The organism is Amycolatopsis sp. cg13 (assembly GCF_041346965.1).
GTDB lineage: Bacteria > Actinomycetota > Actinomycetes > Mycobacteriales > Pseudonocardiaceae > Amycolatopsis.
The window spans coordinates 8,869,270-8,893,419 of the sequence record NZ_CP166848.1; the positions used below are offsets into that span (position 1 = coordinate 8,869,270).

Below are 24,150 nucleotides of genomic sequence, written 5' to 3' on the forward strand. Positions count from 1 at the left end.
GGGTGAAGGCGCGTACCGTGGGAGACGCGACTTAGGTAAACCTTACTGAAACAGGGGTGTTCGATGGCCGAAGGTCCGGCGCGCAAGGGGAGGACCGCGGTGCGGCTGGAGGTGCTGCGCAAGGAGCACCTCACCCCGCACATGATCCGGATCGTGGCCGGCGGCGAGGGGCTTCGCGATTTCCGCCCGAACGAGTTCACCGACGCGTACGTGAAGGTGATCTTCAAGGTGGACGGGGTGGAGTATCCGGAGCCGTTCGACCTGAACCGGATCCGCGAGGAGCTGCCGCGCGAGCACGCGCCGCGGCTGCGTACGTACACGGTCCGCTCGTACGACGAGGCGGCGGGCGAACTGGTGCTCGACTTCGTGGTGCACGGCGACGAGGGGCTAGCCGGGCCGTGGGCGCAGCGCGCACAGCCTGGTGACGAGCTGCTGCTGGCCGGTCCGGGCGGGGCGTACGCGCCGCGCGCCGACGCCGGCTGGCACCTGCTGGTGGGTGACGAATCGGCGTTGCCGGCCATCGCCGCCGCGCTCGAAGCGCTGCCGGCGGGAGCGTTGGCGCACGTGTTCCTGCTCGTGGCGGACAAGTCGGAGCACCAGCCGCTCGCGACGAAGGCCGACGCTCAGGTCACGTGGCTGCACCGCTCGGCGTCCGACGATCTGGTCGCCGCGGTGAAGGCGCTGCCGTGGCCGGGCCAGGACGTGCACGCGTTCGTCCACGGCGAGGCCGGGTTCGTGCGGGAGCTGCGGCGGTACCTGTTCGACGAGCGCGGTGTCGCGCGGGACGCGGTGTCGCTGTCCGGATACTGGCGCGAGGGCAAGAACGACGAGGCCTGGCGCGAGGAAAAGGCAGCGGAGCGAAAGTCGGCTGCTTCGGCGTAAGGTCGCCGCCATGGCGACCGAGGTGAAGGTGGAGGCCGATCCGGCCGACGCGGGTTTCGACGGGGCACGGCTGCGGCGGATCGACCGGCATTTCGCCCGGTACGTCGACGACGGCCTGCTGCCGGGCTTCCTCGCGGTGGTGAGCAGGCACGGCCGGATCGTGCACGTCGCGTCCGCTGGGGCGCGCGACGTCGAGGCCGGTGCGCCGGTCGAGACCGACACGATCTGGCGGATCTTCTCGATGACGAAGCCGGTCACCTCGGTGGCGGCGATGACGTTCGTCGAGGAAGGCCTGATCGACCTCACCGACCCGATCTCGCGGTGGCTGCCGGAGTTCGCGGAGCCGCAGGTGTACGTGAAGGGTTCGGCGCTGGCTCCGGTCACCGAGCCGGCGACCGAACCGATCCGGCTGTGGCACCTGCTTTCGCACACCTCGGGCCTCACCTACGGCTTCCACCACACGCACCCGGCCGACGCGATCTACCGCGCCGGCGGGTACGAATGGGGCACGCCGCCGGGGCTGGATCTGGCGGAGTGCACCAAGGCGTGGGCGCGGTTCCCGCTCGTGTTCCAGCCGGGTGCGGAGTGGAACTACTCGGTGGCCACCGACGTTCTCGGCCGGTTGGTCGAGGTGCTGGCGGGGAAGCCGCTGGACGAGGTGTTCGCCGAGCGGATCTTCGGCCCGTTGGGCATGACGGACACCGGCTTCTGGACTTCGGACACCGACCGCTTGGCGGCTCTGTACCTGCCTGCGCCGCGGACGAAACAGCTGGTTCGCAACGATGCCTTCGGCGCTTTGGGAACGTCGCGCCCGGCTTGCCTTTCCGGCGGCGGAGGCTTGGTGTCGACGGCGGCTGATTATCACCGGTTTACGCAGATGTTGTTGCGCCGCGGGGAACTTGACGGGGTGCGGATTCTGAGCCCGCGGACGGTGGACCTGATGACGGCCAATCACCTGCCGGGGCATGTGGATCTGGAGGCATACGGGCGGCCGCTGTTCGCGGAGATGCCTTTTGACGGGTATGGGTTCGGGCTGGGGTTCTCGGTTCTGATCGACTCGGTGAAGGCGAAAACCCTTGCTACGCCGGGTGAGTACGCGTGGGGCGGGGCGGCTTCGACGGCGTTTTGGGTGGATCCGGATGAGGATCTGACGGTCGCGTTTTACACGCAGCTGCTGCCGTCGTCGACGCATCCGATCCGGCAACAGCTGCGGCAGCTGGTTTATCAGGCGATGGTGGACTGATCACGCGGTCAGCTTAGGGATCACCTGCGCCCCGTAAGCCGCCATCGTCTCCTCCCGCTCGTCGTGCATCAGGTACAGCGCGAACTGGTCCACCCCCAGCTCCGCCAATTCCTCCAGCCGGGCGATGTGCGCCGACGCCGGGCCGAGCAAGCAGAACCGGTCCACGATTTCGTCCGGGACGAACGCCGTCGACGGGTTGCCCGCGCGCCCGTGGTGGGAGTAGTCGTAGCCTTCGCGCTCGCGGATGTAATCGGTCAGCTCGTGCGGCACCGGGCCGGACGAGCCGTAACGGGACACCAGGTCCGCGACGTGGTTGCCCACCATTCCGCCGAACCAGCGCAGTTGTTCCCGTTGGTGCGCCAGGTCTTCGCCGACATACGCGGGAGCCGCGACGCAGATCGTGATGCCTCCGGGGTCGCGGCCAGCCGCGCGGGCGGCGTCTCGGACCGCGCCGATGGTCCAGCGGGCGATGGCCGGGTCGGCGCATTGCAGGATGAAGCCGTCCGCGTGTTCGCCGACGGTTTGCAGCGCCTTCGGGCCATACCCGGCCATCCACATTTCCAGCCGTCCGCCGCGGATCCACGGGATGCGGACCGCGGTGTCGTTCATCGTGACTTCGCGGCCCTCGGCGAGATCCTTCACCACGCGCATGCATTCGCGCACGGTGGCCAAAGTGGACGGTGGGCGGCCGACGACCCGGTGCGCGGAGTCGCCCCGGCCGATGCCGCACACCGTGCGGTTGCCGAACATGTCGTTCAGCGTCGCGAAGGTCGACGCCATCACCGACCAGTCCCGGGTGCCGGGGCTGGTCACCATCGGCCCCACGACCAGCGCTGACGTCGCTTCCAGGATCCGCGCGTAGATCACGAACGGTTCCTGCCACAGCACGCACGAGTCGAACGTCCAGCCGTACCGGAACCCGGCGTCCTCGGCGGCCTTCATCATCCGCACGACCTCCGCCGCGGGCGGGTCGGTCTGCAGCACGATCCCGAAATCCATCAGGAAACCCTCAATTCAGATACTGATTGAGTTCGCGAGACAAGAATTTGCCGTGCCCGGGACTGCCGTGGAAACCATCCGGAGAGACCACGACACGGCCGCGCGACAGTACAGTGTGGACCTTCCCGGTGAGCGAAAATCCTTCGTACGCCGAGTAGTCCACGTTCATGTGGTGCGTAGCCGCGGACAGGGTCTGCTGTGCTGAAGGGTCATAGACGACGATATCCGCGTCCGAGCCTGCTGCGATCACGCCCTTGCGCGGGTACAGCCCGAACATCCGCGCGGGCGTCGCCGAGCACGTCTCGACCCAGCGGCCCAGCGAGATCTCGCCCGCGACGACGCCCTGGTGCAGCAGGTCCATCCGGTGCTCGACGCCCGGCATCCCGTTCGGGATCGCGCGGAAGTCGCTGCGTCCCAGCTCTTTCTGGTCCTTAAAACAGAAGGGGCAATGATCGGTCGATACCACGGAAAGGTCGTTCGTACGCAACCCGCGCCACAGATCGGCCTGGTGCGATTTCTCCCGCAGTGGCGGGGAAGCCACGAACTTGGCACCTTCGAAATCGGGTTTCGCCAAGTCCTCAATGGACAAATACAGGTACTGCGGACAGGTCTCGGCGAAGACGTTCTGCCCGTTGTCCCGTGCTTCGGCGACTGCGGCAAGCGCTTGTGAAGCCGACAGATGCACGATGTACAGCGGCGATCCGGTCACCTGGGCGAGCCGGATCGCTCGCGAGGTCGCCTCGCCTTCCAGTTCGGGCGGCCGGGTCAGACCGTGCTGCACCGGGTCGGTGTGTCCGGCGGCGACCGCTTGCGCGGCCAGTTCGTCGATCGCGATGCCGTTTTCCGCGTGCATCATGATCGTCGCGCCGATCTCGCGCGCCTGCTGCATGGCGCGCAGGATTTCCCCGTCGGTGGAGTAGAAAACGCCGGGGTAGGCCATGAACATCTTGAAGCTGCCGACGCCGCCGTCGACGCACCCGCGCATTTCCTTCAACGTGGAATCGTTGACGTCCGACACGATCATGTGGAACCCGTAGTCGATCGCGCAGTTGCCGTCCGCTTTGGAATGCCATTTGTCCAGTGTGGACAGCAGCGACGTTCCCTTGGCCTGTACTGCGAAGTCGATGATCGTCGTCGTTCCGCCCCACGCGGCGGCGATGGTGCCGGTCTCGAAGGAATCGGCGGAATGCGTGCCGCCGAACGGCATCTCCATGTGCGTGTGCGCGTCGATTCCGCCAGGAAGGACGTACTTGCCGGTCGCGTCAATAGTGTCGTCGCCGGTCAGCGTGCCGGGGGCGCCCACTGCCGTGATGGTTTCGCCGTCCACCAGCACGTCGGCGGCGACCGCGCCGGACGGCGAAACTACTTGCCCGCCTCGGATCAGGGTAGTCATCAGGCCTCCGCGAGCGGGCCGTAGCTGTCCGGGCGGCGGTCGCGGTAGAACTGCCACAGATCGCGGACCTCGGCGAGCCGGCCCATGTCGAGATCGCGGACCACGATCTCCTCCTCGGTGTCCGACGCCGCCTCGCCGACGAGCTGGCCGCGTGGGTCCACAAAGTACGATTGGCCGTAGAAGTCGTTGTCGCCCAGCGGTTCCACGCCGACCCGGTTGATCGTCCCCACGTAGTATTCGTTCGCCACCGCGGCTGCGGGCTGCTCAAGCCGCCACAGGTACTCCGAGAGCCCCCGGCTGGTCGCGGACGGGTTGAACACGATCTGCGCCCCGGCCAGCCCGAGTGCGCGCCAGCCTTCGGGGAAGTGCCGTTCGTAGCAGATGTACACGCCGATCCGGCCGACCGCGGTGTCGAATACCGGATAACCGAGGTTTCCCGGCTTGAAGTAGAACTTTTCCCAGAATCCCTTCACCTGCGGAATGTGGTTCTTGCGGTGCATTCCGAGGTATTTCCCGTCGGCGTCGATCACCGCCGCGGTGTTGTAGTAGACGCCCGGCTGTTCCTGTTCGTACATCGGCACCACGAGCACCACGCCGTGCCGCTCGGCGACCTCCTGCATGAGCTTCGTGGTGGGGCCGTCCGGGATCGCTTCGGTGTAGGAATAGAAATCCGCGTCCTGCACCTGGCAGAAATACGGGCCGTAGAACAGTTCCTGCAGGCACACCACCTGCGCGCCTTGCGAAGCCGCCTTGCCGATGGCATCGACCGCGTTCGCGATCATCGACTCCTTGTCACCCGTCCACCGCTGCTGGATCAAGCCGGCTCGGACCGTGTCAGACACTGGTTTCCTCCTCGTTCCGGTGCGCGTTCAAAGGAAGGCTGAACAGGATGTAGGCGACGAAAGCGCCGACGAATCCCACCGCCCAGTTGTAGTCGTACAAAGGCTTCAGGAACGGAATGAGCCCGTCCGCCGGGAACGGACCGCCGTAGGCGCCGCCGACCGCGAGGACCGCGCCGATCACGGTCGCGACGAGCGCGCGCCAATGCCAGCCCGCGGTGAACCAGTACTGCCCGCTTTCCAGGTACAGGTCGGCCAACTTCAGCCGCGTCCGCTTCACCACCCAGTACCCGGCGACGAGCACCCCGGCGACCGCGCCGAGCAGCCCGCCGTAGAAGCCGAGCCAGGCGAAAATGTAGATATCCGGGTCGGAGTAGAGCCGCCACGGCTGGATCAGGATGCCGATCACGCCGGTGATCAGCCCGCCGAGCGCGAAGGTGATCCGTTTCGGGAAAGCGTTGGAGAAGTCGTAGGACGGGCTGACGACGTTCGCCGCCAGGTTGGCCGAGATCGTCGCCAGCACCAGCGCGATCAGCGCGACGACCACCACGACCGGGCTGGAGAACTTGTCCGCCAGCTGCGCCGGGTCCCAGATGTCCTGCCCGTAGAGCACGTGCCCGCCGGAGGTGGTGAGGATGGCGACGATCGCGATGAACGTCATCGTCGTCGGCAGCCCCAGGATCTGGCCGCGCATCTGCTTGCGCTGGCTGCCGCCGAAGCGGGTGAAGTCCGGCATGTTCAGCGACAGTGTCGACCAGAACGCGATCATCGCCATCAGCGACGGCGCGAACACCTTCCAGAACCCCGGTCCCCAGCCGAGTTTCCCGCCGTCGTGCAGGATCGGGCCGAGCCCGCCTGCCTTCACCAGCACGTAGCCGAGCAGGATCAGGAACCCGACCGACACCAGCGGCGCGGTCCAGTTCTCGAACTTGCGGACCGCCTCCATGCCGCGCCAGATGATCAGCATCTGCACGAGCCAGAACACCGCGAACGACAGCCACAGCGTCCAGTGCTGCCCGGCGATCACCGCCGAATCGCGCCAGCCGGATCCGGCGAGGCGGCCGACGATCACGTAGATCGCCTCGCCGCCCACCCAGGTCTGGATGCCGAACCAGCCGCACGCGATGAACGCGCGCAGCAGCGCGGCGAGGTTCGCGCCGCGCAGGCCGTAGAACGCGCGGGCGAACACCGGGAACGGGATGCCGTACTTGGTGCCGGCGTGGCTGTTGAGCAGCATCGGCGCGAGCACGATCAGGTTCCCGATGGTGATCGTGATCAGCGCCTGCAGCCAGTTCATGCCGAGCGCGATGAGCGACGCGGCCAGTGCGTACGAGGGGATGTTGTGCGCCATCCCCATCCACAGCGCGAAATAGTTGTAGGTCGTCCAGGTCCGCTTCTCGACCGGGACCGGGGCCAGTTCGTCGTTGAAGAACCGGCTGCCTCGCAGCGCCCGCACGTCGCCGAGGTCCACCCGGCTGTGCTCACGTGTCGTCGGCTCCATTGCGGAATCCTGCGCGCCGGGCGGGGGCCGGGGGCAGAGACAGACTGTTCACTGTTCGGCCGCCCTTGGCGCAGTCTGTCGATTGCGCCGAACCGGGCCAGGGTGCATGACGTACGTCACAACGCGCTCGTGACGCGCGTGCAAACCGGCGGAAACATCTCCACCGGATCTTCACAGCTCACCCGGATGGCCTCCACGGCGATTGCTTAAAGTCGGCGGCATGGACAACGGGGGAAGACGGGTGCTGGTCGTCGAGGACGACCTCACCATCGCCGCGTCGATCGACGCCCGGCTGAGCGCGGAAGGGTTCTCCGTGACGGTCGCGCACGACGGTCCCGCGGCGGTCGAGGCGGAGGCGGCGACCAATCCCGACCTGGTGGTTCTCGACGTGATGCTGCCCGGTTTCGACGGTCTCGAGGTGTGCCGCCGGATCCAGGCGCGCCGGCCGGTGCCGGTTCTCATGCTCACCGCGCGCGCCGACGAGACCGACCTGCTGGTGGGCCTCGGCGTCGGCGCGGACGACTACCTCACGAAGCCGTTCTCGATGCGCGTGCTGTCCGCGAGGATCCAGGCGTTGCTGCGGCGGGTGGAGCGGTCTTCGGCGGCGGCGGAAGACCGGATCGTGCTGGGGGACCTGGAGATCGACATCGCGGAACGGCGGGTTCGCCGAGGGGGCGAACCCGCCCAGCTGACGCCGATCGAATTCGATCTCCTGGTGCATTTCGCGCGCCGGCCGCGCGCGGTGCAGCCGCGGGAACGGCTGCTGAGCGAGGTGTGGGACTGGGATGTGCAGGCGACCGGAGCCGGTACCCGGGCGGTGGACAGCCACATCAAGGCGCTGCGGCGGAAACTGGGGGCCGATTTGATCCGGACGGTGCACGGCGTCGGATACGCGTTGGAGGTTCCCGCGTGAGAGTGCTGGTGGCGAAGGCCGTCGATCTGCTGCCCAGGCCGCTCGACCCGATCCGGTCGGTGAAGCTGAAGCTGGCGATCCTGATGGTGGCGTCCGGCGGGATCGCGTTCGGGTTTTTCCGCTACCAGATCGGCTGGCTGCCGCCGCAGACGACGGTGATGGCCATGGTGATCGCGCTGGTGACGTCGCAGATCCTGGCACATGGCATGACCCGCCCGCTGCGCGAAATGACCGCCGCCGCGGGCGAAATGGCGAAGGGCGACTACACCCGCCGGATCCGCGCCACCGCGCGCGACGAGGTCGGCTCGCTGGCGGCGGCGTTCAACCAGATGGCCGCCGATCTGTCCACTGCGGACCAGCAGCGCCGGGAACTGATCGCGAACGTCTCGCACGAACTGCGGACGCCGATCACCGCGCTGAACGCCGTCCTGGAGAACCTGGTCGACGGCGTCGCCTCGCCGGACCCCGCGACACTGCGCACCGCGCTGAACCAGACCGAACGCCTGGGCAGGCTGGTCACCGAACTGCTGGACCTGTCGCAGATCGACGCCGGAACCCTGCCGCTGGACCGGTCGACGGTCGACCTGGCGGACCTGCTCGCCGAGGTCGCCGCCGAGGCGGAGGCAATGGCCACGGCGGCGGGCCGGGGCGTGCGGTTCACCGTCTCGGTGACCCCGCCGGGCGCGACGGTGCCCGCCGATCGGGAGCGGCTGTACCAGGTCGTGGTGAACCTGCTGGAGAACGCCGCGCGGCACGGCCCGGCCGGGGGAGAGGTGGCGGTGCTGGCGCGGGTCGAGGCCGGGGAGGCGCGGATCGAGGTGCACGACCAGGGTCCGGGGATCGCGGAACCCGACCGGGACCGGGTGTTCGAGCGGTTCACCCGCGGAGAACGCGCCGGGGGCGGCGGGACCGGGCTGGGGCTGGCGATAGTGCGGTGGGTGGTGGAACTGCACGGCGGGACGGTCGCGGTGGTCGACGCCGAACCCGGCCGTGCGGCTGCTGGGAGTGGCGGCGGGCCGGGGTGCCGGATTCGGGTGACGTTGCCTGCTTGACGAGTTTGCTTCGGAGGCTGTGCTGCCGTCGAGGTGGAGGCGAGTGGTTTGCTGCGGTGGCGCTCTGCTCGACGGCGCTGCTGGGCTCGAGGTGATGGGGGAAGCGGCGGCCGGGATGGAGAGGAGCGGGCGGGTGCGAGTGGCTAGCTGCAGTGGCGCGCTCGACGAGGCGGCCGGGCTCAAGGTTATTGGGGAAGCGGCGGTCGAGATGGAGACGAGCGGGCGAGTGGCTTGCTGCAGTGGCGCTCTGCTCGACGGCGCTGCTGGGCTCGAGGTGATGGGGGAAGCGGCGGCCGGGCGTCGAGGCTGGTTGCCGATCGCGGCGGTCGGTTGGCTCGGTGTTCGCTGAGGTCGGTGGTTGATCGCGGACGTCGGCTCGCAGGCCCTTGCGCGGACCTTCGCTGGCCGGGTGTTTCCGTTCCCGCAGCGCCTCCGCTGAAGCACCCAGCCCCCGAGCCCTCCTGAACTTGCCCATTTCTCCTTCCCGGGAGCGAAATCCCGTCCGATATTTGCCAATGCGAAGAGAGGTGTCATGTCCGAGGACGTCGAAGTCCGGCCCGCGCACGCCGTTCCGCCCGGGATTGTGGTGATCGACCAGCGGCGGTCGGGGCCGCGGCCGTTGTTCGCCCGCGCCGAGACCGCGGTGCCGGGCGGGGCGAGGCTCGCGGCGGTGGCCGTCGCAGTGGTCGCTGCCGCGCTGGTGCCGGTCGACCGGCCGGGAATCGGGTGGGTGGTGTCGGCGGCGCTGGCGGGCGTCGCGGTGCTGGTCGTGCGGGTGGGGCCGGGGCTGCGGTGGCGTCGCGCGGGGTGGGGAGCGCTGGCGATCGCGTTGCTGGGCGTCGGATCGGTGCGGGCGGCGGACTGGTTGTTCGTGCTGTGCGTCCTGGCGGCGGGAGTCGCGGCGTCGCTCGCGGTGGTCGGCAGGCGAACCGTGCACGGCACCACCTACGACGCCCTCGCGATTCCGCTCGAAGCTTTCCGCGCCGTGCCGTGGGTGCTTCGCCGCGCGCGGCGTTCGGGGCGAAGCCAGACGCGGGTTTTCGCGGCAGTGCTGGTGTCCGCGCTGGTGCTGGTCGTGTTCCTCCCGCTGCTGATCAGCGCGGACGACAACTTCGCGCACTTCGTCGGCGACCTCGTCCCGACCGTGCGGCCTGATTCGGCTTTCCAGTTGGCGCTGGTGTTCGCCGTGACCTTCGGCGGTACCGCCGCTGCCTTCCTGATCTCCGCGGATCCCTTGCCGGAACGGGAAAACCGGACGTCCACCGTCGGCGACCGTCTACTGTGGACGGCGGCGTTGGCCACGCTCGCGTTCCTGTTCACCGTCTACGTCCTGGTGCAGGCGGTAGCCCTCTTCGGCGGCACGGACTACGTCCTCCGCACCGACGGCCTCACCTCGGCCGACTACGCCCGCAGCGGTTTCTGGCAGCTCTGCGCCTGCACGGTCCTGACGCTCGGCATCATCGCCGCGGCCCTGCGCTGGGCCCCGAAAGCCAGTCGCTCCGACCGGATCCTGCTGCGTTCGCTGCTTGGTGCCTTGGCAGGGTTGAGCCTGGTGCTGGTGCTGTCGGCGTTGAGTCGCATGTGGACTTACCAGCAGGCTTACGGGTTCACCGTGCTGCGCGTGGTGGTGGAGGTGTGCGAGATCTGGCTGGGCGTGGTGTTCCTGCTTACGGTCGCGACGCTGGGCACGCTCCGCGCGACGTGGCTGCCCCGCGCGGCGATCGCGACCGGGGCGCTGGCACTGCTCGGGCTGGCCGCGGCGAACCCGGAAGCCCTGATCGCCGACGCCAACCTCGACCGGGCGGCGCACGGCAAGCCGCTGGATGTCCGTTATCTGAGCCGGTTTTCCGCCGACGTGGCCCCGGTCGTGGCGCAGCGCCGCTCCGACGCGGCCTGCCTTTTGCGCCCGATCGCCCGGACTCTCCCCGACGACGCTTGGCCAGCCTGGAACTTGAGCCGTTCCCGGGCCAGGGAGATCGTCCGGTCGCAGGCACCGTGCGAATGACCGGGTTTCACTTCCGGGGCACGGTCAGCCGCCAGTCGAGCACGGGGTTTTCGTGCTGCGGGAGGTGCTCGGAGCGGCGCACCGCGCAGCGATGGCGCACCAGGTCGCGGCGCTCCGCCGGGGTCAGTTCCTCATCGGAGAACGGGCTTTCCTCGTCGATGTCCAGGTTCGCGTCGACATGGAACCGGTAGGCGTCCGCGGTCAGGTAGTCGCGGCGGAGGAACGAATCGTCCAGCGCCGACCGGCCCGCGATTCCGGCTGCTGCGCGGCGTTCCCCGGCCCGCACGGCGACGCCCGGCCGGACAGCAGTTCACCGAGCATGAGGCACAGCCAATGTTCGGCGACGATTTTTGTTCGCGCGCCCGGATCCCTCTCTGCTCGGCGGCGCGATCTCGCGGAAGAACGGATCGAACCGCGCGATGTCCTCCTGTCGCATGCTCAGCGCGGAGAAAGGCTGAGGTGCTCCTCAGCGGTGATGCGCATTTCGTGCTCAGGCAGGTGCAATCGGTGCGCCCACGGCGTTACGGTTCCGCTGCCATTCTCCGCAGACCGCCAGCGGGACGAGCGGTTCGCGCGCGGCGTCGGCATGCTTGTCGAGTCACGGGGAAAGCATGTCGGAGAACAACGCCGGGCCGGTGTAGTCGTGCACAACGTCGTACAGCTCGCGGAAGGCGGTCGGGGTCAGCACGACGCCGCGGCCTACGCAGAGTCGCGACGGCTCCCCACTGAATTGTTCGGTGCGGCAACCGATTCCGCCTCTGCCTGCGGGAAGCCGCCGTGCGGGACCGCCGGGCCGGCCAGACCTCGCGGCCTAGAGCGCGAAGACCCCGTTCGACTGGGCGTCCGCCGCGCACTTGTTCGGGTAGGTCGCGCGGTAGGTCACCCGCGTGCCCCGCCAGCTGCCCAGCGCCGTGACGTCCACCGGCGAGTAGATCATCGTGCACTTCTGCCGGTGCGGGGTGATCCGGGCGAAATCGCCGTTGACCGCGGTGAGCGTGGCGCAGGCGGTGTCGCGGTGGCGGTGCGTGCCGCCGGTGGGGTCGCAGGTCAGGGACGCGCTCGTGACGCGCCCGGAAGTCTCGTGCACGGTCAGCTGCATGACGGACTCCGGGACGTGCGGGGCGGCCAGGCCGCCGAATCCGATCAGGGCGGCGGCGACCGAAGCGAAGGAAGAGAACACCATACGAGGGATATCGGCTCGCCGAACCCGATCACTGTGCTCCTCGTCCGGGTGGGTTTTCCTCGCTCGGACGGGTGGCGTTCCCGAGGTCGTGCGCGAGTAACGCCACGTACAGCGACAGCATCGACTCCGGATCTTCCAGTCGCACTCCCAGCACCTGTTCGATGCGGGCGAGTTGCTGGTAGTAAGCCGTCCTCGAGGTGTGGGCGGCGACGGCTGCGGCGGACTTGTTGCCGCCGTGCGCGCAGTAGTGCCGCAGCGCCGGGACGAGGCGGCTGCCGGAAGCGGCGTCGCGTTCGAGGAGCGGGCCCAGCTCTCGTGCGGCGAAGGCGTGTACGCGTTCGTCGTCGGCGAGAAGGTGCAGCAGCCCGCGTAGCCGAACATCCTTGAGCCGGTGGAATGGCGGGCCGTCGTCCTCGTCGAGGGCAGCGGCAGCGACGTGCGCGGCTTCGACCAGAGTGCGTTGTGCTTCAGCAGGTCCTGTGACCGTGGTGCCTACGCCGAGCGCGGCGGGGGCGGAAGCGCGCGCGTCGTGAATGTCGGTAGCGAGACGCTGAAGCACGGCGTCGGCGTTGGCTTCCGGCGAGAGCGCGAGAAGCGCGCGTACAGCGGTCTCGTCGGTCGAAACCAGCGCGGATACCTTCGCGCGTCGTGTCGCGAGCGCGGTGGCTTCAGCGAGTTCGCGCAACAGCGGAGGCGTAGACAGCGTCGGTCGCGTAGTGGCGGTGATGCGCGGCCGTACCGCGAGGCCGACCAGCTGCCGTCCCGTCAACGGCACCGCGAGCGCGGAAGAGCGCGCGAGGATCTCTGCAGTCGGCGCGGGCGAATTCAGCAGCTCGGTCAGCACCGCGCGGTGCGCTTGCCGTTCGAGAGTGTCGGAGTCGCGCGCGACGAGGCGGTGCACCGCGAGCGCGGACGCCGCTCGTTCGGCGACCACCTGGTACCGGTGCGGCGGCGGTTCGGCGCACACCAGAACCAGCCGTCCCCAGTCGTGCCCGCGCGCGCCGACCACGGTGACCAGCCAGCCCGCCGCAGAGTGGTAGCCGGTGCGCTCGCCGACCTGCACCACCCGCGACCGCGCCGGCCAGCCGATCAGCAGCTCGCCCGGATCAGTGCCCGCTGTGTCGTAGGCGAGGACTTCGTGTTCGAGGGTTTCCAGCACGGCCGGCTGCTCGGTCAGCCGCGCCACCTCGGCCAGCACCGCGGCGGGCTCGGCTCCGGCGACGGTCAGCGAGGTGAACGTTTCGTGCACTCGTTCCGCCGCCCGGAGCTCGGCGAGCTGCGCGTCCACGATCATTCCGTTCACTGCTTCGGTCACCGCGACATAGCGCGTCTCGCGAGACAGCGTCACCAGTGGCAAGCCGCGCTGCTCGGCCGCGGTGACGAGGGCGCGCGGCAGCCGGTCGTTCCAGTGCCGCACCAGCTCGACGACCAGGCCCGCGACGCCCACTTCGGCAAGGTCGGCGACGTACCGGGTCAGCGTCGCGTCGTCGTCGGGGAGCGCGACCCCCGTGGTGAGCACGAGTTCTCCGCCGCGCAGCAGGTGCGCGATGTCGGCGACCTCGGCGGCGTGCGCCCAGCGGACCCGCCGTTCGAGCCCGGTGCTGCCCGCGACGACACGCGGACAGCCCTGGCGCAGCACCGGCAACGCGAGCGCCTCGGCGACGGTCGGGTACATCGGTCCCCCTTGCTGGCCGGCAGGGCACAGACTGTACGGCGGAGAGGGGTAGTCCGTACACGTTGTCGATGGCGGACCCGGGCGTCTCGCCCGGAGACTCGTGGGCACCCGACCGGAAGGAGCGGACGTCGTGACCGACCGCATCAGCCATTGGATCGACGGCAAGCCGGTCGTCGGCGCCGGACGCACCGGCGACGTGTACGACCCGGCGACCGGCCAGGTCAGCGCGCAGGTGGACTTCGCCGGACCGGCCGAGGTGGACCAGGCGGTGGCCGCCGCGACCGCCGCGTTGCCGGGCTGGCGGGGCACGTCGCTCGCCGGGCGCACGCGCGTGCTGTTCGCCTTCCGCGAGCTGCTTCAGGCGCGCAAACACGAACTGGCGAAGATCGTGACGAGCGAGCACGGCAAGGTCGAATCGGACGCGGCGGGCGAAGTCGCGCGGGCGATCGAGAACGTAGAGTACGCGTGCGGCGCGGCGCAGCTGCTCAAGGGCGGGTTCAGCGAGAACGCTTCCACCGGCGTCGACGTCTACTCGATCGCGCAGCCGCTCGGCGTGGTCGGGGTGATCTCGCCGTTCAACTTCCCCGCGATGGTGCCGCTCTGGTTCGTGCCGAACGCGCTGGCGTGCGGCAACACCGTCGTGCTCAAGCCGAGCGAGAAGGACCCGTCCGCGGCGCTGTTCATCGCGGAGCTGCTTGCCGAAGCGGGCCTGCCGTCCGGCGCGTTCAACGTGCTGCAGGGCGACAAAGTCGCGGTCGACGGACTGCTCGCGCACCCGGACGTCAAGGCGATCTCGTTCGTCGGTTCCACTCCGATCGCGCGCTACGTCTACGAAACCGGCACCAGCCACGGCAAACGCGTCCAGGCGCTCGGCGGGGCGAAGAACCACATGATCGTGCTGCCGGACGCAGACCTCGACCTGGCCGCGGACGCCGCCGTGTCGGCCGGTTTCGGGTCCGCGGGGGAGCGGTGCATGGCGGTGTCGGTGGTGGTCGCCGTGGAGCCGATCGCGGACGAACTGGTGGCCAAAATCGTTGACCGGATGCGGAAACTGCGCGTCGGAGACGGCCGCAAACCGTCGTCGGAGATGGGCCCGCTGGTCACGAGGGCACACCACGAGCGCGTTTCGTCCTATGTGGACGCCGGCGTCGCCGAAGGCGCGGAACTGGTGATGGACGGCCGGGGCGTGGAAGCAGACGGCGCGAGCGACGGATTCTGGCTGGGCCCCACACTTTTCGACCGCGTCACGCCCAGTATGGCGGTGTACACCGACGAAATCTTCGGCCCCGTGCTGTCCGTCGCGCGAACGACGAGCTTCGACGACGCGCTGGCCCTCATCAACGCCAACCCCTACGGCAACGGAACCGCCATCTTCACCGGCGACGGACGCGCGGCGCGGCGCTTCCAGAACGAGGTCGAGGTAGGCATGGTGGGCGTCAACGTGCCCATCCCGGTGCCGGTCGGCTATTACTCGTTCGGCGGATGGAAAGACTCCCTGTTCGGCGACACGCACGCCTATGGCCCGGAAGGATTCCACTTCTTCACGCGGACGAAGGTGGTGACGTCCCGTTGGCCGGACACCTCGCACGCGGGGGTGAACCTGGGGTTCCCGAAGAACTCCTGACCCGGGTTCACCACACGCCGTTCTCGCCGACGATGCTCGCCACCGTGCCGCTGTTCCCGAACAGGCACACCGCGACGACCCGCTCGGCGGCCAGCCGTTTGCCGCGGGTCGGATTGACCGTGTGGGTGCGGCCGCCCACGCGGAGCTGCCATTTCTCGATCGTCCCCGGGCCGCGCGGGGTGTGCTTGAGCCCGACCGGATAGTCGTCGGTGATCGGACCGGCACCGAAATCGTGCACCGGCCCGGGCACGACGGTCAGCGGCGTGCGGCAGTCGGCGAACTGCCGCCGCCCGAACCGGATCGCCAGCACGAGGACGACCAGTGCGACCGCCGCCGCCACCAACGCGGACGCGGTGAAGCCGGACTTGACGACCGCGACGACCGCGATCGCCACCTCGATCGCGACGAACACCCAGACCGCCCAGAAGAACCAGCCGAGGACCTCCCCGCGCTGGCTCCGGTGCAGTCGCCCGGCGAGATTGGCGGCGGCGACCTCGCCGGGATCGGCTTTTGCGGTCACGCGGCGACCACGTTGACCAGGATTTTGCTGCGCGGAGTGAGGATCGCGGCGTTCGTGCGGTTGCCGAGCACGCGCTGTCGCATGTCGTAGTCGAGCCGGTAGGTCTTGCCGTGCACGACGAGATAAGTGAACTTGATCCGGTCGGTCATCTCGTACATGTACATCGCGTGCTGTCCCCTCGGGGGGATCTTGGTGACGTGCCCGTAGTCGTGCGTCCAGCCGGGCACTACGTCGAGCTTGCCGCTGCGCACCTCCGCCAGCCGCCGCAAGATAAGTCTCCCGGGGAGCACGGCGAGCGCGAGGAAGAGCACCGTCAGCAGGTATACCGGCCAGTTCATCGACCAGTACGAGACCGGCGGGGTGCCGAGGTCGTTGTTCACCGCGTTCAGGCTCCGCAGTGCGTCGCCGCTCACGCCGATTCCGATCGGTGCCAGGACCGCGGCGGCGACGAACAGGATGATCCACACGACAGCCATCGAGAAGCCCGCGTTCAGGATCATTCTCCGCTGAGACGGATGCAGGCGGCCTTCCCGGTTGGCCTGGTCGGCGGCCGCCTGCACAGTTTCGCTGCTCACTCTCCAGTGCCGCCTTCGCCGCCGCCGGAGCCGCCTTCGGCCTTCTCGTGCTCCTTCTTGTAGGCCTCGGAGCCCTCGGCGTACCGGTCGTACTGCTCGTTCTCCTGCCTCCGGACTTCAGTGCCCGCTCCTGTGTAGTCGGCCCTGGTGAACGGCGGCCGACCTCCCTCTTTCTGCCATTCCTGGAGCTTGAAGAACTTCCGCCCGTCCTCCGAATACGTCTCGCCGGCGTGTTCGAAGTGCTCGCGGCCCGGCACCTTCTCCTTGGCCGAGTTGGTCCAGCGCTCGGCCTTGTCCGCGGCGCTCTCGGCCTTGCCCGCCTGCTTGAGGTCGCCGGCCTTCTTCTCCAGACCGGCAGCGATGTCCACGCTCTTGTCCGTGACTTTGCCCGCCGCCTTGCCGGCCTTCCGCAACGCGTTTGCTGCCTGCTCGATGGCGGCCTTCGACTTGCCCGCGCTCTCCGCGAGCTTGTCCAGCTTCTCCACGACCTTCGCGATCCGGGTGCCGATCTTCTCCGCCAGGATCCCGCCTTCGACAACCGTGTCGGCGATGAACGCCGCGACCGTGCCGCCGAAGGTGCACCACGACGACGCGAGCGCCGCGATGCCCTTGACGATCAGCTCGCCGACGAACGACGAGATCATGTCGCGGATCAGCCCGCGCTCGGTGCCGACCAGCGCGGCGGCGACGTTCATCCCGGTGGACGCGGCGCTCGCGTGCCCGGCCACGCCCCGAAGAGCGTTTGCGTAGTCCTTCGCGGTCTTCTGGTACGCCTCGCCGCCCTGGCCTTGGAAGTTCGGGGCGACCTTGCTCGCGGCCTGGTCGTACTGGTCCGCGCTCTCGGTCAGCTGCTTCGAGATGTTCGACCAGGTCACTGCCTTGGCGGTGACGGCCTCCGGGTTGCCCGCGAGCTGGTCGAGGCCTTCCTTGAGGAAGCTGATGTGCTCGATCAGCCAGCCCACCCCGGCGCTGGCCAGCGTGCCCAGCGGGTCCATCGCGGCGCCGAGCAGGTCGAGGCCGTCGGTCACGACGTCCACGCCGAAGTTGCCCCAGTCGCCGTGCCGGGCGTCGGTGAGCGTCGCCGCGACGTCGTTGAGCATGCCGGAGCCGGAGGTCTGGGCGTTGAGGTTGTCCAGCTCGTTCGAGGACGACCCCATGTTCGTGGTCAGGCCGCTCGGCGACTCCGACTTCGCGACCAGCGGGTTTTCCTGCGTCTCGGTCATTCCGGCAGCTCCTTGCCGAGGCCGTTGATGTGGCCGACGGTCTGCTTCTCGTGGTTGTCGTAATGATCGTGCGCCTGCTGCAGCCGGTCCGCGATGTCGTCGGCCTTGCCCGCCACGTCCTCGACGAAGGAGGAAGCGATCGACATCCAGATCTGCAGCGGCATCGCGAACACTTGGCCGACGATGCCGAACGCGTCGTCGCCGAACGTCTGCCCGGATTCAGTGGCCTGCGCCGCGGTATGCACGCCCGCCGCGATGTTCTCGACCTCGCTCTTGTGCTCGCGCAGCGACGGGAGGTCGACGTGAGGTCCGGTCATCAGTTCCTCCCCAGGAACGAGCCGCCGCTGTAGTAGTCGTCGTCATCGGACGGGTCGGCCGCCGGGCGGGCGGGCCGGGACGGCGGCGCGGGCCGGGCGGGCGGCGTGGCGGAATCGTCCTGCGCGTCGAAGAATTGCGGCTGCGGCGTCGAAGGCGCGGCCGGTTCCTCGGGAATCTCCGGTTCCGGGATCTGTTCTTCGAGGAATTTCATCGCGTCGCTGTGCTCGCCGATCACCGGAGCCATGATCGCGGTCAGCTGCTGCGCCGCCTGGGCCTGGGCGCGCCGTGCGGTGGCCAGGACGGCGGCGGCGAGCGCGGCGCGCGGCATCTCGTCCGCGCGGGAGCCGAACTGGAGTTCCTGCAGCGCACCGGCGGTGTTGACGGTCGCGGTGACCGCGCCGTCCTGGCTCGTCGCGGTCGCCGACACGTGCTTCAGCCGTTCCTGCGCCTCGGCGGCCCGCTGCCGGATTTCGGCGATTTCGGGAGAAAGTGCGTTCATGTCGGCCACTGCTTTCGGATCGACTGGTTCATAGTCTTTCCGAGGCAGAAAACCGGGTTCCGGTTCCCCGTGCAAGCGAAGATCCGAGTTGCCCGGTTCGTCGCTATTAAAAATTGTTTGCCTGCCATTTACCCGCGGCGGTCCGGACCGGAGGGCGCGCCGGGCACTCCCGGGTCCGTAAACTCGTTGTGAGTAGCAGGAGGACCGCGAAGGAGGTGCCGGTGGCGAACACGGACGAGCGTCGCTTCGAGGTGCTGCGCGCGATCGTCGCCGACTATGTCTCGAACCAGGAGCCGGTCGGGTCGAAGACGATCGTCGAGCGGCACAACCTCGGCGTTTCCAGTGCCACCGTGCGCAACGACATGGCGGCCCTTGAGGAAGAGGGGTACATCGCCCAGCCGCACACGAGCGCCGGGCGGATCCCGACCGACAAGGGCTACCGGTTGTTCGTCGACCGGCTTTCGGAGATCAAACCGCTGTCGAGCGCCGAGCGGCGCGCGATCACCAGCTTCCTCGACTCGGGCACCGACCTCGACGACGTGCTGCGCCGGTCGGTCCGGCTGCTCGCGCAGCTCACCCGCCAGGTCGCGGTGGTGCAGTACCCGATGCTCACCAACACCGTCGCGCGCCACCTCGAAGTGGTTCCGCTCACACCCGCGCGGCTCATGCTCGTGCTGATCACCGACTCCGGCCGGGTGGACCAGCGCACGGTCGACCTCGGCGACGTGGTCACCGAGGAAACCGTGCTGCGGCTGCGCACCGTGCTCAACGGCGCGCTCGCCGGGCGGCGCCTCGCCGACGCCGCGGCGAACGTGGCCGAGCTGCCCGAGGCCGCTCCCGCCGACCTGCGCGACCACCTCACCCGGATCTGCACCATGCTGGTCGAATCGCTGGTCGAGCACCCGGAAGAGCGGATCGTGCTCGGCGGCACCGGCAACCTCACCCGCAACGTCGCGGACTTCCCCGGTTCGCTCCGCCAGGTGCTCGAAGCGCTCGAGGAACAGGTGGTGGTGCTGAAGCTGCTCGCCGCGGCCCGCAACCCCGGTGCGGTCACCGTGCTCATCGGTGAGGAAAATGAAGACGAGCAGATGCGCAGCACCTCGGTCGTGTCCATCGGCTACGGCCGGGACGACATGCTGCTCGGGGGCATGGGCGTCGTCGGGCCGACCAGGATGGACTACCCCGGCACGATCGCGGCGGTCCGCGCGGTCGCCAACTACGTGGGGCAGATCCTGTCCGGCCGCTGACCGGCGGCAGGCCGGGAAAGCGGCGGAACACGAAGGAGAAGGCAGAGCAACGTGGCGAGGGACTACTACGGGATCCTCGGGGTGGCCAAGAACGCGAGCGATCAGGAGATCAAGCGCGCGTACCGCAAGCTGGCCCGTGAGCTGCACCCCGACGTGAACCCGTCGGAGGACGCCCAGCACCGCTTCGGCGAGGTGACCACCGCGTACGAGGTGCTCTCCGACCCGCAGAAGCGCAAGATCGTCGACCTCGGCGGCGACCCGATGGACGGGGGCGGCCGCGGCGGAGGCGGCGGCGACCCGTTCGCGGGCTTCGGCGGGCTCGGCGACATCATGGACGCGTTCTTCGGAGCCGCGGGCGGAGGCGGCGGCCGGGGACGCGGGCCGCGCAGCCGCGTGCAGCCCGGCTCCGACGCGCTGATCCGGCTCGGCCTCACCCTCGAGGAGTGCGCGACCGGCGTCGACCGCGAGATCACCGTCGACACCGCCATCGTCTGCGACCTGTGCCGCGGCGCGGGAACCGCCGAGGGCACGAGCACCAAGACCTGCGACACCTGCGGCGGAGCCGGCGAGGTCCAGTCCGTGCAGCGGTCGTTCCTCGGCCAGGTCGTCACCGCGCGCCCGTGCCCGGTGTGCCGCGGCTTCGGCGAGGTCATCCCCGACCCGTGCCGCCAGTGCGGCGGCGACGGCCGGATCCGGTCGCGGCGCGGCGTCACCGCGAAGATCCCGCCCGGCGTCGGCGACGGCATGCGGATCCGGCTGTCCGGACAGGGCGAGGTCGGCCCCGGCGGCGGCCCGGCGGGCGACCTGTACGTCGAGATCGACGAGGCGCCGCACGAGGTGTTCGTCCGCGAGGGCAACGACCTGCACTGCAACTTCCGCATCCCGATGACCACCGCGGCGCTCGGCGCGACGGTCCCGATCGCCACCCTGGTCGACGGCGACTACGAACTCGACATCGAACCCGGCACCCAGCCCAACACCGAACTGGTGCTCACCGGCAAGGGCATGCCGCGGCTGCGCTCGTCCGGCCGCGTCGACGGCCGCGGCGACCTGCACGTGCACATCGACGTCGTGGTGCCCACCAAGCTCGACGAGGCCCAGCGCGACCTGCTCGTCGACCTGGCCCAGCAGCGCGGCGAAGAAGTCCCGACGCTCGCCGCCAACGGCAGCAAGCACGGCGGCCTGTTCTCCAAGCTGCGCGCGAAGAACCGCTGACGGTGCCGGACACCACCCTGCCGGTCTTCCTCGCCCCGGCAGTGCCCGCCGAAGGCCGGGCGCTGCTCGACGGCGAGGAAGCCCGGCACGCGGCCACCGTGCGCCGGCTGCGCGTGGGGGAGCAGCTCGTGCTCTCCGACGGTGCCGGCGCGATGGCCCGCTGCGCCGTGGAGGCCGTTGAAGCGGGCCGCGCGGCCACGGTCACCCTCACCGTTCTCGAGCGGTGGCAAGAGGAACCGCCCGCGTTGCGCGTCCACGTCGCCCAAGCGCTCGCGAAGGGCGACCGCGGGGAACTCGCAGTCGAACTGGCCACCGAAGCCGGCGCGGACGCGATCGTGCCCTGGCGCGCCGCCCGCAGCGTTGCTCGTTGGGACGACGGACCCCGCGGCGAGAAAGCACTCGCCCGCTGGCGCGCAACCGCCCGCTCCGCCGCGAAACAGGCCCGCCGCGCCCACGTGCCCGCCGTCGCCGAACCGGTCGGCACACGCGAACTCGCGCAGCTGGCCGCGACGATGTCCGCGACGCTGGTCCTCGAATCCGGCGTCACCAGCAGGCTCACCGACCTCGACCTCCCCGACGGAGGCGACATCCTGCTCGTCGTCGGCCCGGAAGGCGGCATCACCGACGAAGAACTCACGGCCCTCGAAGAGGCCGGAGCCACGACGGTCCGGCTCGGCCCGACGGTCCTCCGCACCTCCACCGCGGCCGCCGTGGCATTGGGCGCACTCGGCGTCCTCACCGGCCGCTGGCACTGACACAGAACCGGAAAACCCGGCAGAACCCCTAAACATCCGCACCAGGTGATGGCGCGCCGCACCCCCGGCGGCTACTCTGCTTCGCAACGTGCGAAACACGAGGGTTTCAGCCCGCCCACCGGCGGGCATTACTCTTGAGTACGAACCAGAACCCCGCCGGGCACCTCCCCCCTCGGTCCGGCGGAGCCGCGGCGGCGGTGGAGCGACCCCCAGGCTCCACCGCGCCGCGGCGTCTTCGTATCGCTGGCGCGATACTTCGCCGCCGCTGTTTCGCCATTACTCCCGGGGGCCGAGCCCCCGGACCCCCACGGTGCGGTGGTTGCCTGCCGTGCGTCGGTTGCGTTGGGTGCATCCGGTTGTTGCGTGGCGTTCGTTGGTTGCGGTCAGTGTCGAGCGTTGGCGTCTGTTTGTAGGGTGGGGCCATGAGCGATGCTGGTGCTGCGGAGACGTTGTTCGAGCGGATTATTGCCGGGGAGATTCCGGCTGACGTGGTGTACGAGGACGACGCCACGTTCGCGTTTCGGGACATCAATCCGCAGGCGCGGGTGCATGTGCTCGTGGTTCCGCGGAAGCGGTATCGGAACGTGGGGGAACTTGCTGAGGCGGATCCGGGGTTGTTGGCTCGGGTCTTGTTGACTGCTCGGAAGGTGGCGGAGATCGAGGGCGTCTCTGTCAGTGGGTATCGGGTGGTGTTCAACACTGATGCTGATGCTGGGCAGACGGTGTTTCATGTGCACGCCCATGTGCTCGGTGGGGAGCAGTTGGGGTTGTTCGGGCGGCCGCAGGCCGGGGTGCACTGAAACCGGGCTGCGGGGCGGGGATCTGGGCAAGTAGCATTCAAGGGTCCCTGTACGTTGACTTGCGAAGTGCGCAGAAAGCAGGACCGAGGCCACGTGGCCGGAACTGAGACGGGTGGAGCCGCCCGACCTGACAATCGGGTATCGGCCGAGGCACAGGTCCGATTTCCGATCCCGGACGGGGCTCAGCTGAGCCTTCTGGGGTCGCGGGACGAGAATTTGCGGGTGGCGGAAGAGCTGCTGGCTGCTGACGTGCATGTGCGCGGCAATGAGGTCACGTTGACCGGCGCTGCGGCTGATGTGGCGTTCGCGGAGCGTGTCTTTACTGAGCTGGTGCAGCTTGCTGGTGGTGGGCAGCAGGTAGGGCCGGACACGGTGCGGCGGACTGTGGGGATGTTGTCCAGCGGGGACGGGTCGCCCGCGGAGGTGCTGAGCCTCAACATCGTGTCGCGGCGCGGGAAGACCATTCGGCCCAAGACTCTGAACCAGAAGAAGTACGTCGACGCGATCGACAAGCACACGATTGTGTTCGGGATCGGTCCCGCGGGTACGGGCAAGACGTATCTCGCGATGGCGAAAGCCGTGCAGGCGTTGCAGGCCAAGCAGGTCACGCGGATCGTGCTGACCCGTCCGGCCGTTGAAGCCGGCGAGCGGCTCGGGTACCTGCCGGGGACGCTGAACGAGAAGATCGACCCGTACCTGCGGCCGCTTTACGACGCGCTGCACGACATGGTCGAGCCGGAGTCGATTCCGCGGCTGATGCAGGCGGGGACGATCGAAATCGCACCGCTGGCCTACATGCGCGGCCGGACGCTGAACGACGCGTTCATTATCCTCGACGAGGCGCAGAACACCACGCCCGAGCAGATGAAGATGTTCCTCACCCGCCTCGGGTTCGGCGCGAAGATCGTCGTCACCGGCGACATCACGCAGATCGACCTGCCCGGCGGGCAGCGCAGCGGGCTCCGCGTCGTGCGCGACATCCTCGGCGGCGTCGAGGACCTGCACTTCGCCGAGCTCACCAGCCAGGACGTCGTCCGGCACCGACTGGTCGGCGACATCGTCGACGCGTACGAGAAGTGGCAGGCCGTGCAGGACGCGCAAGAGCAGCAGAACGGCGGCTGGAAGGGCACCCGCCGATGAGCATCGAGATCGCCAACGAATCCGGCGTCGACGTCGACGAGGCGTCCATCGTCTCCGCCGCGCGCTACACCCTCGAGAAAATGGAGGTCAGCCCGCTCGCCGAGCTGTCCATCCTGTGCGTCACCCTGGAGGTGATGGAAGACCTCCACGAACGCTGGATGGACCTGCCCGGGCCCACCGACGTCATGGCCTTCCCGATGGACGAGCTCGACTCGTCCCGCCGCCCCGACGCGCCCGACTCGTCCCCGGCGCTGCTCGGCGACATCGTGCTGTGCCCGGCCTTCGCGAAAGACCAGGCGAAAACCGCGGGCCACCGGCTGATCGACGAACTGCACCTGCTCACCGTCCACGGCTGCCTCCACCTCCTCGGCTACGACCACGCCGAACCCGCGGAGGAACGCGAGATGTTCGGGCTGCAGAAGCGGATCCTCGGCGAATTCCAGGCCGCCGTCGCGGCGCACCAGGCCCGCGACGCGCAGCGCGACGTCGACGACCGCGTGCTCGGCATCGCCGGGCTCGACGTGCCGCAGCCCGGGGAAACCTCCTAGG

At 69.1% G+C, this 24,150-nt stretch carries 25 protein-coding genes; 13 read left to right on the forward strand and 12 right to left on the reverse strand.

Annotated elements, in window-relative coordinates; all coding sequences use genetic code 11:
• The first annotated feature begins 63 nt into the window (after positions 1 to 63).
• Together AB5I40_RS41490 and AB5I40_RS41495 are read left to right on the forward strand one after the other, a co-directional pair.
• On the forward strand, positions 64 to 882 hold the full coding sequence (locus AB5I40_RS41490; protein ID WP_370935665.1) for a siderophore-interacting protein: 819 nt from the start codon (positions 64 to 66) through the stop codon (positions 880 to 882).
• Positions 883 to 892: 10 nt separating this feature from the next.
• Positions 893 to 2,125 carry a serine hydrolase domain-containing protein gene (locus tag AB5I40_RS41495; protein WP_370935666.1) on the forward strand — a complete coding sequence of 411 codons (1,233 nt, stop codon included), beginning with the start codon at positions 893 to 895 and terminating at the stop codon, positions 2,123 to 2,125.
• Here the strand turns inward: AB5I40_RS41495 and AB5I40_RS41500 are convergent, their stop codons facing one another.
• The 4 genes from AB5I40_RS41500 to AB5I40_RS41515 are packed head-to-tail and all read right to left on the reverse strand — an operon-like array spanning position 2,126 to position 6,857.
• Positions 2,126 to 3,124: a TIGR03842 family LLM class F420-dependent oxidoreductase gene (locus AB5I40_RS41500; protein ID WP_370935667.1), complete on the reverse strand. Its 999-nt coding sequence runs from the start codon at positions 3,122 to 3,124 to the stop codon at positions 2,126 to 2,128.
• A 10-nt stretch (positions 3,125 to 3,134) separates the two neighbouring features.
• Positions 3,135 to 4,517: a dihydropyrimidinase gene (hydA, locus tag AB5I40_RS41505; protein WP_370935668.1), complete on the reverse strand. Its 1,383-nt coding sequence runs from the start codon at positions 4,515 to 4,517 to the stop codon at positions 3,135 to 3,137.
• Positions 4,517 to 5,359, reverse strand: coding sequence for a nitrilase-related carbon-nitrogen hydrolase (locus AB5I40_RS41510; RefSeq protein WP_037813646.1), 843 nt, complete (start codon positions 5,357 to 5,359; stop codon positions 4,517 to 4,519). Before AB5I40_RS41510 ends, hydA begins: the two co-directional genes overlap by 1 nt.
• Entirely contained in the window at positions 5,352 to 6,857 is a 1,506-nt protein-coding gene (locus tag AB5I40_RS41515) for an NCS1 family nucleobase:cation symporter-1 (protein WP_370935669.1), read from the reverse strand. Before AB5I40_RS41515 ends, AB5I40_RS41510 begins: the two co-directional genes overlap by 8 nt.
• 241 nt (positions 6,858 to 7,098) lie before the next feature.
• On the opposite strand from AB5I40_RS41515, the gene AB5I40_RS41520 reads away from it, so the two are divergent.
• The 4 genes from AB5I40_RS41520 to AB5I40_RS41535 all read left to right on the forward strand — a co-directional run bounded on the left by AB5I40_RS41520 (position 7,099) and on the right by AB5I40_RS41535 (position 10,827).
• The gene (locus AB5I40_RS41520) at positions 7,099 to 7,770 is read left to right on the forward strand and encodes a response regulator (protein ID WP_370940708.1); all 672 of its coding nucleotides are present in this window, start codon (positions 7,099 to 7,101) and stop codon (positions 7,768 to 7,770) included.
• Positions 7,767 to 8,822 carry an ATP-binding protein gene (locus AB5I40_RS41525; RefSeq protein ID WP_370935670.1) on the forward strand — a complete coding sequence of 352 codons (1,056 nt, stop codon included), beginning with the start codon at positions 7,767 to 7,769 and terminating at the stop codon, positions 8,820 to 8,822. Before AB5I40_RS41520 ends, AB5I40_RS41525 begins: the two co-directional genes overlap by 4 nt.
• A 133-nt stretch (positions 8,823 to 8,955) precedes the next feature.
• Positions 8,956 to 9,171 (forward strand): hypothetical protein, encoded by a 216-nt coding sequence (locus AB5I40_RS41530; protein WP_370935671.1) that lies wholly within the window; start codon positions 8,956 to 8,958, stop codon positions 9,169 to 9,171.
• A gap of 183 nt (positions 9,172 to 9,354) precedes the next feature.
• Positions 9,355 to 10,827: a DUF4153 domain-containing protein gene (locus tag AB5I40_RS41535; RefSeq protein WP_370935672.1), complete on the forward strand. Its 1,473-nt coding sequence runs from the start codon at positions 9,355 to 9,357 to the stop codon at positions 10,825 to 10,827.
• Between the two features lie 7 nt (positions 10,828 to 10,834).
• Here AB5I40_RS41535 and AB5I40_RS41540 read toward each other — a convergent pair whose 3' ends face one another.
• From AB5I40_RS41540 to AB5I40_RS41550, 3 genes are all read right to left on the reverse strand, one after another.
• Positions 10,835 to 11,113, reverse strand: coding sequence for a hypothetical protein (locus AB5I40_RS41540; RefSeq protein WP_370935673.1), 279 nt, complete (start codon positions 11,111 to 11,113; stop codon positions 10,835 to 10,837).
• Positions 11,114 to 11,638: 525 nt separating this feature from the next.
• A complete protein-coding gene (locus tag AB5I40_RS41545) occupies positions 11,639 to 12,010 on the reverse strand; it encodes an SSI family serine proteinase inhibitor (protein ID WP_370935674.1) in 372 nt (123 codons plus the stop codon).
• A gap of 28 nt (positions 12,011 to 12,038) precedes the next feature.
• Positions 12,039 to 13,685, reverse strand: coding sequence for a PucR family transcriptional regulator (locus AB5I40_RS41550; protein ID WP_370935675.1), 1,647 nt, complete (start codon positions 13,683 to 13,685; stop codon positions 12,039 to 12,041).
• 130 nt (positions 13,686 to 13,815) lie between these two features.
• Between AB5I40_RS41550 and AB5I40_RS41555 the strand changes: the two genes are divergently transcribed.
• Complete coding sequence (locus AB5I40_RS41555) at positions 13,816 to 15,309, forward strand: CoA-acylating methylmalonate-semialdehyde dehydrogenase (protein ID WP_370935676.1); 1,494 nt, start codon at positions 13,816 to 13,818, stop codon at positions 15,307 to 15,309.
• Between the two features lie 7 nt (positions 15,310 to 15,316).
• Here AB5I40_RS41555 and AB5I40_RS41560 read toward each other — a convergent pair whose 3' ends face one another.
• The 5 genes from AB5I40_RS41560 to AB5I40_RS41580 are packed head-to-tail and all read right to left on the reverse strand — an operon-like array spanning position 15,317 to position 18,444.
• Positions 15,317 to 15,829 (reverse strand): hypothetical protein, encoded by a 513-nt coding sequence (locus tag AB5I40_RS41560; RefSeq protein WP_370935677.1) that lies wholly within the window; start codon positions 15,827 to 15,829, stop codon positions 15,317 to 15,319.
• A complete protein-coding gene (locus AB5I40_RS41565; RefSeq protein ID WP_370935678.1) occupies positions 15,826 to 16,404 on the reverse strand; it encodes a hypothetical protein in 579 nt (192 codons plus the stop codon). Before AB5I40_RS41565 ends, AB5I40_RS41560 begins: the two co-directional genes overlap by 4 nt.
• Positions 16,401 to 17,627, reverse strand: coding sequence for a hypothetical protein (locus tag AB5I40_RS41570; protein WP_370935679.1), 1,227 nt, complete (start codon positions 17,625 to 17,627; stop codon positions 16,401 to 16,403). Before AB5I40_RS41570 ends, AB5I40_RS41565 begins: the two co-directional genes overlap by 4 nt.
• Positions 17,624 to 17,944: a type VII secretion target gene (locus AB5I40_RS41575; RefSeq protein ID WP_370935680.1), complete on the reverse strand. Its 321-nt coding sequence runs from the start codon at positions 17,942 to 17,944 to the stop codon at positions 17,624 to 17,626. The genes AB5I40_RS41570 and AB5I40_RS41575 overlap by 4 nt, the downstream gene beginning before the upstream one ends.
• Entirely contained in the window at positions 17,944 to 18,444 is a 501-nt protein-coding gene (locus AB5I40_RS41580) for a YbaB/EbfC family nucleoid-associated protein (protein WP_370935681.1), read from the reverse strand. Before AB5I40_RS41580 ends, AB5I40_RS41575 begins: the two co-directional genes overlap by 1 nt.
• A 221-nt stretch (positions 18,445 to 18,665) precedes the next feature.
• On the opposite strand from AB5I40_RS41580, the gene hrcA reads away from it, so the two are divergent.
• From hrcA to ybeY, 6 genes are all read left to right on the forward strand, one after another.
• Positions 18,666 to 19,691: a heat-inducible transcriptional repressor HrcA gene (gene hrcA / locus AB5I40_RS41585; RefSeq protein ID WP_370935682.1), complete on the forward strand. Its 1,026-nt coding sequence runs from the start codon at positions 18,666 to 18,668 to the stop codon at positions 19,689 to 19,691.
• A 51-nt stretch (positions 19,692 to 19,742) separates the two neighbouring features.
• Entirely contained in the window at positions 19,743 to 20,906 is a 1,164-nt protein-coding gene (gene dnaJ, locus AB5I40_RS41590) for a molecular chaperone DnaJ (protein ID WP_037813614.1), read from the forward strand.
• 2 nt (positions 20,907 to 20,908) lie between these two features.
• Positions 20,909 to 21,661, forward strand: a complete 753-nt coding sequence (locus tag AB5I40_RS41595) for a 16S rRNA (uracil(1498)-N(3))-methyltransferase (RefSeq protein WP_370935683.1) — start codon at positions 20,909 to 20,911, stop codon at positions 21,659 to 21,661.
• 422 nt (positions 21,662 to 22,083) lie between these two features.
• Positions 22,084 to 22,461 (forward strand): histidine triad nucleotide-binding protein, encoded by a 378-nt coding sequence (locus AB5I40_RS41600; protein ID WP_370935684.1) that lies wholly within the window; start codon positions 22,084 to 22,086, stop codon positions 22,459 to 22,461.
• A 93-nt stretch (positions 22,462 to 22,554) separates the two neighbouring features.
• Positions 22,555 to 23,601, forward strand: coding sequence for a PhoH family protein (locus AB5I40_RS41605; RefSeq protein ID WP_370940709.1), 1,047 nt, complete (start codon positions 22,555 to 22,557; stop codon positions 23,599 to 23,601).
• Positions 23,598 to 24,149: an rRNA maturation RNase YbeY gene (gene ybeY / locus AB5I40_RS41610; RefSeq protein WP_354736889.1), complete on the forward strand. Its 552-nt coding sequence runs from the start codon at positions 23,598 to 23,600 to the stop codon at positions 24,147 to 24,149. Before AB5I40_RS41605 ends, ybeY begins: the two co-directional genes overlap by 4 nt.
• The last annotated feature ends 1 nt before the right edge of the window (position 24,150 follow it).

Excerpts from the sequence above, each read along its gene's own strand:
- AB5I40_RS41490 (WP_370935665.1), top strand. The coding sequence starts at position 64 with ATGGCCGAAGGTCCGGCGCGCAAGGGGAGGACCGCGGTGCGGCTGGAG.
- AB5I40_RS41495 (WP_370935666.1), top strand. The coding sequence starts at position 893 with ATGGCGACCGAGGTGAAGGTGGAGGCCGATCCGGCCGACGCGGGTTTC.
- AB5I40_RS41500 (WP_370935667.1), bottom strand. The coding sequence starts at position 3,124 with ATGGATTTCGGGATCGTGCTGCAGACCGACCCGCCCGCGGCGGAGGTC.
- hydA (WP_370935668.1), bottom strand. The coding sequence starts at position 4,517 with ATGACTACCCTGATCCGAGGCGGGCAAGTAGTTTCGCCGTCCGGCGCG.
- AB5I40_RS41515 (WP_370935669.1), bottom strand. The coding sequence starts at position 6,857 with ATGGAGCCGACGACACGTGAGCACAGCCGGGTGGACCTCGGCGACGTG.
- AB5I40_RS41535 (WP_370935672.1), top strand. The coding sequence starts at position 9,355 with ATGTCCGAGGACGTCGAAGTCCGGCCCGCGCACGCCGTTCCGCCCGGG.
- AB5I40_RS41545 (WP_370935674.1), bottom strand. The coding sequence starts at position 12,010 with ATGGTGTTCTCTTCCTTCGCTTCGGTCGCCGCCGCCCTGATCGGATTC.
- AB5I40_RS41550 (WP_370935675.1), bottom strand. The coding sequence starts at position 13,685 with ATGTACCCGACCGTCGCCGAGGCGCTCGCGTTGCCGGTGCTGCGCCAG.
- AB5I40_RS41570 (WP_370935679.1), bottom strand. The coding sequence starts at position 17,627 with ATGACCGAGACGCAGGAAAACCCGCTGGTCGCGAAGTCGGAGTCGCCG.
- AB5I40_RS41575 (WP_370935680.1), bottom strand. The coding sequence starts at position 17,944 with ATGACCGGACCTCACGTCGACCTCCCGTCGCTGCGCGAGCACAAGAGC.
- AB5I40_RS41580 (WP_370935681.1), bottom strand. The coding sequence starts at position 18,444 with ATGAACGCACTTTCTCCCGAAATCGCCGAAATCCGGCAGCGGGCCGCC.
- AB5I40_RS41600 (WP_370935684.1), top strand. The coding sequence starts at position 22,084 with ATGAGCGATGCTGGTGCTGCGGAGACGTTGTTCGAGCGGATTATTGCC.
- ybeY (WP_354736889.1), top strand. The coding sequence starts at position 23,598 with ATGAGCATCGAGATCGCCAACGAATCCGGCGTCGACGTCGACGAGGCG.